A 10,497-nucleotide genomic window follows, 5' to 3' on the forward strand; every position below is an offset into this window, starting at 1 on the left:
AAAGAAATTTCGCAGTTATTCATCTCATCACAAAGGAGTATATCCTCTTTTAAAAAGGTTAGATCGCTTTTTTTAATTAATAAAAGCCTCTCATAAAAGTGCTCTTCAAAAGATAGAAAGCTACAAGAAAAAAATCCAATACGTGGCAACATATACAGCTTTTACAAAAGCTCTCTCCTCTAAAAAATGCTCTGAACATCGTGCGTCTAACCCACAAAATCTCCCACATGTTAAAGCAAATAAAAGAGAAAATACATAGTTAGAAACTATCGTGCACCCCTAAAATGCCTTGGAGTGACTGCTTTGTCTTATACCCTTTGACATAATGTGCTTCCGCATAAAGCTTTAATCTATCACTGACTAAACTGCTCAAACCAATTCCTACTTTATCAGCATTCCCTGATAAGTCAGTGGCAAATTGATGCCATTGATTAATTGTCGTGTGGTTATCATCTTTATTCTCGCACAACCATGCTACCGTAATGTAAGCAAGAGATGATGAAACCGCCCCCAATCCGAATTCATACCCTAACGACAAACCAATCTCACTGTGTAATGACGTAAAGGGATTTATATCACCTGTCATTGGAATGTACGGTAACCAGCTTCAAATGATGATCTACCGACTACTGATGGTAATTTCCTTCAATCGCTAAACCGTTCGTGGAAATAGCATTTAAGGTGTTTTGATAACGATTATATTTTAAAATACCGTCTAGATACCACCCATTATGACCAAAATAAGTCGCACAATCTCCAACGCTATAAGTATTTATACACTGATACCACCTCAGGCATGTGCAACGCGTGCTTGATCATAACTGCCAAAACCACTTATATAAACATCTCCATTCATTAGCTCATTTAAACCATTGATACTTAGAACTATACCCGTCTGTTCAAGTTTAAAATCTGTATGACCTGTAGCAATGTTTTCTTTACTTTTGATCACATATGTCCAAAAAACTGTATTTTTATTACTTCTGTCTAAAATTCCTCTCCTAGCATATATAGCTCGCAGTTCATTATAAAAAACAAGCCCAGATATTATAGCTATAGACAACGCTGCATCCATAGAGGGGGTAGTCAGAAAATGAGAAACTGATATTTCCTTACGCAATTGAGGAGAAAGTTGATCCTGATCACTTAAGCGCACAATCATCTGATCAGCTAACAATGAAGTATCTGCAGAAACAAAAAATTGCTGTTGCTCATCAGAAAGATGATCCTCGACCAGCTGAACCTGATATCTGATCTTCCAAAAATAAAACAGTTAAAGAAATAGAAACATGCTGAACCTCTCTCAAGTACCGAGGGGATCTTGATTTTGGCCTGCTATTTTGCCCATAAGTAGCCGTCTGAGAATGAGAACCTTGCTTTCGAAAAGAAGATGGTCTCTGTTAAAGGTGTGTATTCACTTCACTAGATGAGAACCCTAAAAAAGTAGTAACCTTTGATCTCTTATTCATACGTAAAGGGAGAGTGACTAAACATTCTGAGTTTTCAGTGCCTATACTTAAATACCAAGCTGTATAATTGCTACTCAAATCAGCACTTCTTTCTTTTTTGTTTAAATATATATATAGGCCTTACCATCAACAGCTTCACCTGCCATGCTAGCACTATTTGTCAGCGTAAAATTGGCTCCTCCGTTTGAGCTTCTACCCGTAATTAACTTAACTGCAATAACAAAACTACTCTTTTGTGAAAGAGGTCCTGTAATTTCACGACCAGAATCAGAAACGCTTATTTTATGATTTCCTATACTATCTCCAATCGATAAGTAATCACTCCCATCACCTCTAGCCCTAATATTGAACCGAAAATGTAAATTACCTGAAAGTTCATCAACATGAAGCGAAATATGACGTGGAACATACAAAATAGAAGTAAAAAATAACAGCTCTCTCATCACCACCTAAATTTTCAATATTAATCTGAGCTCTTACTACGATATTCCGCTCACCAACAAAAAATAGTGTTTCATCACTTCTTCCCTCTATCAAAATCTTTTTCTTAGTGATATAGTTTGTGACATCATCAGCGAGTAAATAAAGGCGTCCATTATTATTAATTCTTACTTCTCGGGCTATGTCCTTTACACCAATATGTAGCCACGAGCTAGCAGAATCGTTGATCATTAACTATCTATAAATCCACTAGGATACACGACTTGAATAGCAGTAACACTCAAAGTGATCCCATAAGGCTCTTCTAACACCAAGACGTGCTATCTACCACTCCCAGAGCCCACAGGTATACATCGCTTTCCCACCATCTTGCCTCCGTTCCGCATAAAGATTTTGCTCTCCATTTTTCGTAATTTTCGTATTCCAAACCCACGCCCCATCATATACACACCCTGTTGCCCTATTGCTCCGCTCCCCCCAGAAACTGTAGTGCTATATACACTGCTTTTTCTCTCCACACATGTAAGATCAAAATTCTTCTCTTCGTGAACAAACTGCTTACCACCAAGGATTTTAGCATTCACCGCATGTCCTGCACGTGTAACTATTCGCATTCCCCCCCCTTTTCAGTAGTAAAATCTACACAATTTCCTCAATTCTCAACAATCTCTACGCCACCACCTTCGATCGTAATATTACTGTTAAAAGGATTACCAATCATTGCAGAACCTTTTGATACACTTCCTTCATCCGTTATATTTTTTAGTGCACCATTCTTGTTCTCAGTTGCACCTGCAACTTGCACGAGGCAGTTACTGATCATCAACACTAAAAACCCCAATCTGCATTATCCACCTCCACTCATCAGTTATTAGATAAATATCCTACTATTACGTAAGTAACGCATTTTAATTTGTATCATAGTGTACTTTATTGTTATACAATCATAGATTGTAATTTTGTGAATCGTACAAAAACTATTCTGGTTTTAAGCCGTATAACTTCACAAAACGCAAATTATGCCTTTGTATTCAAGTCATAATTTACAATATTTATAATAATAAATGAGAAAATGATTTTGCTTTTTTAAAAAATATAAGACCTCTCGATATCTCAAGAGATCTTAGCTAAACATTGAAGGTTTGACCTATATGATAATTACATTTTTAAAGTTAATCAACACGAGAAACACGTATTTAGAAACTATAGCGTAGCCCTAAAATACCCTGAAGTGACTGCTTAATCTTATGCCCTTTTAGATAACGTGCTTCCGCATAAAGCGTTAGTTTATCATTGACAAAACTGTTTACACCAATTCCTAATTTACCGGCATTTCCAGACAAGTCTGTGATAAACTTATACTGGTTATTAATTTTCGTATGATTATTATTTACATTCTCACGTAACCAAGCTGCCGTAATGTAAGCCGTTAATGAAGTTTCTGCATCAAAAATAAATTCATGCCCTGCAGTTAACCCAACTTCACTACGGAACGAAGTTAATGGACTTATATCACCTGTCATTCCATTAGAAAGTTTGATTTTTCTACCCTGAGCTTGCAAACCTGTTAGCTTGATATAAGGCTGCATCCAAGTGCTTTGTGCTGGCTCAAAACGACAGCCAATCTCAAATGCCCCACCTATCGCCCACTGATTATAATTGCCTTGAATGGCTAAACCGTTCGTTGAAACAGCTTTCAGATTATCTCGGTAATAGTTATATTTCAAAACCCCATCCATATACCACCCACGATTATCAAAGTAAGTCGCATACGTTCCAACGCTATAACTGCTTATGTCGCTATCACCGCCTCGTACATGAGCAATGCGTACTTGATCATAACTACCAAAACCACCAATATACAAATCTCCATGTGTTAACTCGTTCAACTGATCAGCACCCAATACTATACCTGTCTGCTCAAGCTTAAAATGTGTATGGCCTGTAGTAATACGTTCTCTGCTCTTAATTGCATAAGCCCATAGATCTGTATCTTTTCTGTGTTGGTCCATAATCCCTCTACCAGTACGCACAATATCCAGCTCATTATTAAAAATAAGTCCAGAAGCTACTGCTATGGAGAGTACTGCATCAACTGAAGGAGTTGTTGTTCCCCCACCAGGAACTAACGGGTTTACCGGATCGGGAGGTACAGGATCATCGATGCGGTCGGCAGATAAAAACCAAATTTTTCCATTCTTATCCTTTCTCTGTTTCAAACCATACATATAGGTTCCACCATCTATAGCATTAATTTCTTCACCAGAGATACCTGCCAGAGTAAAATGAGCCCCACCGCTTTGATCCGTAATTAAATCACGCTTATTTGAAGAAGGATCGGTGATTTCAACACCAGAATCAGCAACGCTTATTGTGTGATTACCTTTGCTCTTCTCAATGAAGAGATAATCACCACGGTTATGTGCGATCGTGGTATTAAACTCGAAGTGTAAACTTCCTGAAAGGTCATTAACATGAAGCTGAGAGTAGTAAGGATCGGAGCCAGTAAAAGCAAAAATAACACTCCCCTCACCACTTAATTTCTGAATGAGAGAGCTTTTTCCATCAAACTCATCGGTGATAGAATATAGTTTTGTATCTTGTCCATTTAAAATAACATCTTCTGCTTTAGTACGATGTTGATCATTTCCAGCATAAAGATGAAGCTGTCCAGAATGATTTAGTAGTGTCTTACCCTCTAATGTTGCACCAGCATGAACCCATGATTTTGCTTCATCATTCATTGTTAGATTTTTTACAAATCCATCACCATATATTTCCTGAATAGCATTCTCATTTAAAGAGACACCTATAGCCTTTCCTCCTTCTAAGACACGCTGTTTGCCACCACCAAAGATTTGTGTATCAAACGCAGAGCCACCATTTTTTGTGCTTTGAGACTTTTTGGCAATCTCTTGTACACCTCCTTGCATAACTTTCGTATTCCAAGCACTTCCCCCATCGTATACCTTTTGTTGCCCTAATATTTTGCCTTGTCCATAAATTACAGTATTAGAAGCACTACTCCCTTTAATCTGTCCTCCAACATCACCTTCCCCGAAAATAAGCTGTTCACCACCATAAATTTCAGTTCCTTCTACTTTTCCTCCGTTCCCAACACTCTGTTGTCCGTCTTCTTTAACGACAGCATTTTTTGAAAATCCTTGTTTTCCCTTTAAAGCCTGAACATTTTCAGTTCCACCATGTTCAATTTTGCTATTTTCACTAAGACCTCCTCCATAAACATAAATCTCTGCACCATCCCTAATCGTGTTATTGACAGACCGCCCTGGATCATCTACCTCACCATCATTGGAAATATAGGCTTTAGCATCATTCTCGAGTACAAAATTTTCCAGAATTGCTCCATCCTTAACAAAGATGAGTTCAGGCTTTTTACGTACCGCAAGATTTCTTCCTTTCGTACTCTGTTTAACATTGATACCATTATTTCCATTAAATCCCTGCACTTCGCTGAGCGATATTTCAGTATTTTTATCCACAGTGACATCACTTTTAGATACTCTAGTCTTTGTGCCTTTCTCTGTTATCAAGCCCTCATTATACTGACTACGGAATGTTTTCTCATTTATGCCATAGTTTGTAGGCTGATAAAAAGGCTGTGTCCCCCTCTCACCTGCAACTGCAGTTTGCACAAAATAGCTGCTGATTATGAGTGCACAACAGCTTAATTTCCATTTATATTGCATAACTATATCCTCCCCCCCTTCATGTCTGAGTAGACATCAGAGGTAATTAGCTCTGCAAAATATATTTTCAACCTAAGATTGTAATAATTTCCCCTCCCCGATACCCTCTCTCTCGCAAAAACTACTTTTTCCATACTTGGAGGTTGCTTTTTTAATCGAGAGTATACGAGAATTTCTCTATTCCTTTAGAATTCCTTCAAAAAGACCTTATCAAAGAGAAAAAGTAAAATACAAAAAATGCCATCTATAATTAAAGTGCATAACCCCTTCTAAAAAGTGTCTCAACAATTCCTCAAAATTTTTTCTGTAACCATGCATTAAATATTTAATTCAACAAAACACATAGTTAAAAACTATAGTGCATCCCTAAAATGTTTTGGAGTGACTGCTTTGTCTTATGACCTTTGACATAATGTGCTTCCGCATAAAGCTCTAATCTATCACTGACTAAACTGCTCAAACCAACTCCCACTTTACTGGCATTTTTTCTGTGTTTCAAACTATACACATAGGTTCCGGCATCAATATTTAATTTTTTCACCAAAGCCGTTTGTCAAAGTAAAATGAGCATTTCCACTGCGATCAGAAATTAATTTAAGATTTTTGTGGGAAGAACTTGTAATTTCAACGCCAGAATCAATAACATTTATTGCATGATAACCTGCCCCACTTTTTTAATAAGAAGGTAATCACCAAGTTGTTTGGCAAGATTGACATTGAAATGTAAAGAACCTGAAGGATCACCAACAGTAAGCTGAGAGTAATTCCTAACAAGCAAAGAAGACGTAAAAACAACTCTGCTACTCCCTTTTAAATTCTTAATATTAATCTGGGATTTTTTTCCGTTATCCTTAACAGCAGTAGAGTATAACTTGGCATCTTCTCTATTTAAAATAAGATTTTCCACTTCAATAACAACTTCATCATTACCAGCATAGAGATAGAGGCTATCAAAATCATTAACATTTGTATCTTTATCTAATATTGCACCAACATGTAACCATGATTTTGCTTGATGATTAATTGTTAGATTATCCGCATGTCCAGTATCATATATTTCCTGAGTAGCATTGTCATATAAAGTAACATCACTCGCATTTCCTCCCGCAAAGATATTCTGCACACCATCTTTAAAAACCTCGGTATTAAGTGCGGAAGTACTCTCATTTAGTGTAAAATCTTCATCGTCTGCATCATCATCTTCTGCAAACCTATTATTAAAATTCTCTGTACCATTAAGATTCTGTACACCTCCTCTCATAATCTTTGTGCCAAAGACTATCCCATTACTATACACATTCCGTAGCCCTAGTACTTTGTTTTGACCATAAATCACTGTTCATAATGTCATAAGCTCTACTTTCTTGAATATCTTTTAGTTTCTTCAATATTACTCTCACCTCCTCCCTTTCAAAAAATAATTTGTTCACCACCATAGATTCTAGCACCTTCTGCAACTGCCCCTTCCCCAACAATTTGTTTTTCACCTTCCTTAACAACGGCATATCCTGCAATACTCATATTTTTGACAAACTTAATACCACAATTTTCAATTGTCGTATCCCTACTGATTCTCGCTTCATCAATATAGAGCCTTCCACCCTCCTGTACCGTATTATTGATGGAATATCCTGCATTCTTATAGTTGAAACTCTTTACTTTTTCACCAAACTCTTCAGAATTATAGTTGATAGATTGTAGTATCATTATAACCTACTGAATTCGTTAGTACTTTAAAGGAAATGTTTCCTGTTCTCTTCTTCTCCTCTTCTGAGAACTTACTTACTTCTATTGTCTGTTCATTCGGTATCCTTTTTGATTCCCTCTTTTTTCTTTTAATCCACTCACTTCTGATAACAATTTTTTCATTTCTTCTAGATGTTCACTTATGCCTATTGGTATTAATGCTCTCCCCCAACCTAGGTACTCTATCTGTACTTGTAATCTTCACAAGAAAATCAATGGACATTAATGCCCCCCAATTTAACTTTAATTTGCGTTGCATTACCCATACTTCATGATTTCAAATAAAAAATTCCACGTATTGAGAAAAAAGTGCTTATACACAAACAATACAACGCCCCTGCTTAATCTCACGTTTTTTAAGATAACACATCATGATATAGGAAGCATTTAGTGCACTAAATTCTGACTAATCAAACACTACAGCGTATATAAATAGACTTATTTGCAATTATTGATTACAAATAAGTCTATTTATACACTTTTAAAGTGTTTTAATTGTATCCAGAAAAAGATTTTTTGGATATTTTTGAGAAGCTAAACACTAAATCTAAAAAAAAACAAATTTATCCCTAAACAAACTAAGCTAGTGTCGTGTCTTAAGAGAACAAAGCAATACAAAATTAGAGAGATGGTATAGTTTATAGAAATATATTCCTATCTTTTATAGTATTTAAAATTGTGGCATTTAGAATGGTGTTTTCATTGTAGTTAATTTGGATACATCTACAGGACAATCATTCATGCTTACTTTGTCATATTTATTGTTTTTATGCATTAAAAGCATAAATAATGTCGACTCGACACTGTTTTGAAATTTTTATAACTGATAAGAAATTAGTTTCATAATTTCATTTGTCATATACTGAAAGGGACATTCTATTCATGTCTATAAACTCAGAAACACAAGGTATAAGCAAAAAAAATTCCCCTAGTCGTATTTTATTTGCAAGCCTTATTGGACCAACAATTGAATACTTTGACTTTTATGTCTTTGGAACTGCTGCAGCACTGATATTCCCTCATGTATTTTTTCCAACACAAAATGATCAACTTGCTATTTTACAATCTTTCCTAATTTTTGGAGCGGCCTTTTTTTCCCGTCCCTTAGGATCAATTGTTTTTGGACATTTTGGAGATAAAATCGGACGAAAAGCGACGCTTATCGCTGCACTTCTGACTATGGGGTTGTCAACAGCTGTTATTGGTTTCCTTCCTACTTATGAAACCGCGGGGTGGTGGGCACCTTTCTTTTTAACGCTATGCCGTATAGGACAAGGTATGGGATTAGGAGGTGAATGGGCGGGAGCTGTCCTCCTTGCAACAGAAAATGCCCCTCCGGAGAAACGTGGCTGGTACGCAATGTTTCCTCAATTAGGTGTTCCATTTGGCTTGTTTTTGTCTATTGCTGTCTATTTAGGCCTGTTGCACTTTCTTGATCATGGTGAACTTTTGGCATGGGGATGGCGTATTCCTTTCATCGCTTCAGTGGCTCTTATGATTGTGGGATTATTGGTTCGTTTTTCAATAAACGAAACAGCTGCATTCAAAAAAACTCTTGAACGTAAAGAACGTGTCAAAGCTCCTATAATAGATGTCTTTTTAAAATATCCACGGGTTCTATTTCTTGGTACATTTTGTGGTATGGCGACATTTGTGTTATTTTATTTGGTTAGTGCCTATTTGTTAAGCTATGCGACAAACCATTTACAATTGCCATTTTATCAAGCTCTTGAAGTAGAAATTATCGGTGCTGTTTTCTGTGCAATTTTTACTGTTCTCACTGGAAAAATCGCTGATCGTGTTAGACGTAGAACTTTGATGATCTGGGTCACAATCATTCTTGGTGTCTATTCTTTTGCGGTTCCTTATTTCTTGAGCTCTGGAATCTTAGGAATCCTTGCGATGTCTACCATTGGCTTATCAATTATGGGAATGGTATATAGTCCGCTTGGTGCTGTTTTGGCTTCACCATACCCAACAGAAATACGGTACACAGGTGCCTCTGTAACCTTTAATTTATCCGGTATTGTTGGAGGATCTCTTGCACCTTATATTGCAGAATATTTGGTGCAACATTTTGGTGCTTCTTATATTGGTTATTATTTACTTCTTTCCTCTTTTATCTCATTGCTTTGCTTCGTCGGATTTAAAGATGATGAAATATCCAGCTAGAACACAATGAAGAAAAATAAAACGAATATTGGCGGCAGAAATGCCGCCATTTTCATTTTCAAAGACATGGGGTGCGGTACACTCCACCATAATATTCCAGCAAACAATGCACTCAGAAAAAAGAATAAAATGTCTGCAATAGTTCCTATATAAACTACAGGAAACATTTGTGACAGGATACGCGTTGTTCCCAACCATAAAACGCAAAAAAACGCTAACATCACAGCCCATAAAACAAGCAAAATTCGATCAATGATCATCATCTTTGCCGTTTATTTTTTTGATTTCAGTCCACATCTTTAGTACTCCAAGAAGAAAAATCACAACAAAAACCCAACGACCCCTCCTGATTCTTCTGCAATAAAGAGTGTCGGATTCATTATTCCTATCAATCCTATAAAAATCAAAATGACAGAGGCTACACGCATCAAACTTGTTTTTCCCAACAGCGATCTTCAGTCTGTTGCCAATAAGTTAAATTATGACTCTCCATTTTATACTTTTTCCACTGTGCACGAACAAAATCCAACTGTTTATCGTTTCGACCATCAAATATCACTACAAGCCGCTGATAAACATCAATATCCGTACAAACAGCTCCCTCTATGAGAAAGCGTATCTTTGAATCATTCGGATTTTCCTGTCCCGTGGTAAGAAATACAGGCTGAAAGTTTGGATATTGATCACATTCAGTTCCATGTCCAATAAATGCTTCATCAGCATAAACCCATAAACGTGTATCCATAGCATCGCGTTGCTCTGTACTCACAAATTGTATTGTTACCTTACCAAAACGATCTAGTGCACGCTCCACAAGCGTTGGCAAAATATCTCCCAGCGTTGACTGCGTTAAATGATAGAACAGAATATCCATTCTCTCAAGCCTCATCACCCTTTATAAAAAACCAACATCTTTCTGGAAAAACTTCTATCCTCTCCAGCACAAAAGGAATTGACCA

At 36.7% G+C, this 10,497-nt stretch carries 6 protein-coding genes and 2 pseudogenes; 1 reads left to right on the forward strand and 7 read right to left on the reverse strand.

Annotated elements, in window-relative coordinates:
• Nucleotides 1-259: 259 nt before the first annotated feature.
• The 5 genes and pseudogenes from J7R13_RS09915 to J7R13_RS09555 form a co-directional block, all read right to left on the reverse strand.
• Nucleotides 260-2,733: pseudogene (locus J7R13_RS09915) on the reverse strand (autotransporter outer membrane beta-barrel domain-containing protein).
• A 373-nt stretch (nucleotides 2,734-3,106) separates the two neighbouring features.
• Complete coding sequence (gene bafA / locus J7R13_RS03485; protein ID WP_208437491.1) at nucleotides 3,107-5,620, reverse strand: BafA family autotransporter; 2,514 nt, start codon at nucleotides 5,618-5,620, stop codon at nucleotides 3,107-3,109.
• 346 nt (nucleotides 5,621-5,966) lie between these two features.
• Nucleotides 5,967-6,104 (reverse strand): annotated as a pseudogene (locus tag J7R13_RS09540) (autotransporter outer membrane beta-barrel domain-containing protein); the annotation flags it as partial.
• 162 nt (nucleotides 6,105-6,266) lie between these two features.
• Nucleotides 6,267-6,881 carry a hypothetical protein gene (locus tag J7R13_RS09550; protein WP_246786267.1) on the reverse strand — a complete coding sequence of 205 codons (615 nt, stop codon included), beginning with the start codon at nucleotides 6,879-6,881 and terminating at the stop codon, nucleotides 6,267-6,269.
• Nucleotides 6,882-7,030: 149 nt separating this feature from the next.
• The gene (locus J7R13_RS09555; RefSeq protein WP_246786269.1) at nucleotides 7,031-7,327 is read right to left on the reverse strand and encodes a hypothetical protein; all 297 of its coding nucleotides are present in this window, start codon (nucleotides 7,325-7,327) and stop codon (nucleotides 7,031-7,033) included.
• 921 nt (nucleotides 7,328-8,248) lie between these two features.
• Here J7R13_RS09555 and J7R13_RS03495 point away from each other — a divergent pair.
• Nucleotides 8,249-9,538, forward strand: a complete 1,290-nt coding sequence (locus J7R13_RS03495) for an MFS transporter (RefSeq protein ID WP_208437492.1) — start codon at nucleotides 8,249-8,251, stop codon at nucleotides 9,536-9,538.
• Here J7R13_RS03495 and J7R13_RS09560 read toward each other — a convergent pair.
• Both J7R13_RS09560 and J7R13_RS03500 read right to left on the reverse strand, forming a co-directional pair.
• Entirely contained in the window at nucleotides 9,535-9,798 is a 264-nt protein-coding gene (locus tag J7R13_RS09560; RefSeq protein ID WP_246786270.1) for a hypothetical protein, read from the reverse strand. The two genes, J7R13_RS03495 and J7R13_RS09560, sit on opposite strands and share 4 nt — an antisense overlap.
• Before the next feature lie 167 nt (nucleotides 9,799-9,965).
• Entirely contained in the window at nucleotides 9,966-10,412 is a 447-nt protein-coding gene (locus J7R13_RS03500; RefSeq protein ID WP_208437493.1) for a DNA polymerase III subunit chi, read from the reverse strand.
• Between the last annotated feature and the right edge of the window lie 85 nt (nucleotides 10,413-10,497).

This window comes from Bartonella taylorii 8TBB (assembly GCF_902825155.1).
Classification (GTDB): domain Bacteria; phylum Pseudomonadota; class Alphaproteobacteria; order Rhizobiales; family Rhizobiaceae; genus Bartonella; species Bartonella taylorii_A.

Excerpts from the sequence above, each read along its gene's own strand:
- bafA (WP_208437491.1), bottom strand. The coding sequence starts at position 5,620 with ATGCAATATAAATGGAAATTAAGCTGTTGTGCACTCATAATCAGCAGC.
- J7R13_RS09550 (WP_246786267.1), bottom strand. The coding sequence starts at position 6,881 with ATGAGAGGAGGTGTACAGAATCTTAATGGTACAGAGAATTTTAATAAT.
- J7R13_RS09555 (WP_246786269.1), bottom strand. The coding sequence starts at position 7,327 with ATGATACTACAATCTATCAACTATAATTCTGAAGAGTTTGGTGAAAAA.
- J7R13_RS03495 (WP_208437492.1), top strand. The coding sequence starts at position 8,249 with ATGTCTATAAACTCAGAAACACAAGGTATAAGCAAAAAAAATTCCCCT.
- J7R13_RS09560 (WP_246786270.1), bottom strand. The coding sequence starts at position 9,798 with ATGATCATTGATCGAATTTTGCTTGTTTTATGGGCTGTGATGTTAGCG.
- J7R13_RS03500 (WP_208437493.1), bottom strand. The coding sequence starts at position 10,412 with ATGGATATTCTGTTCTATCATTTAACGCAGTCAACGCTGGGAGATATT.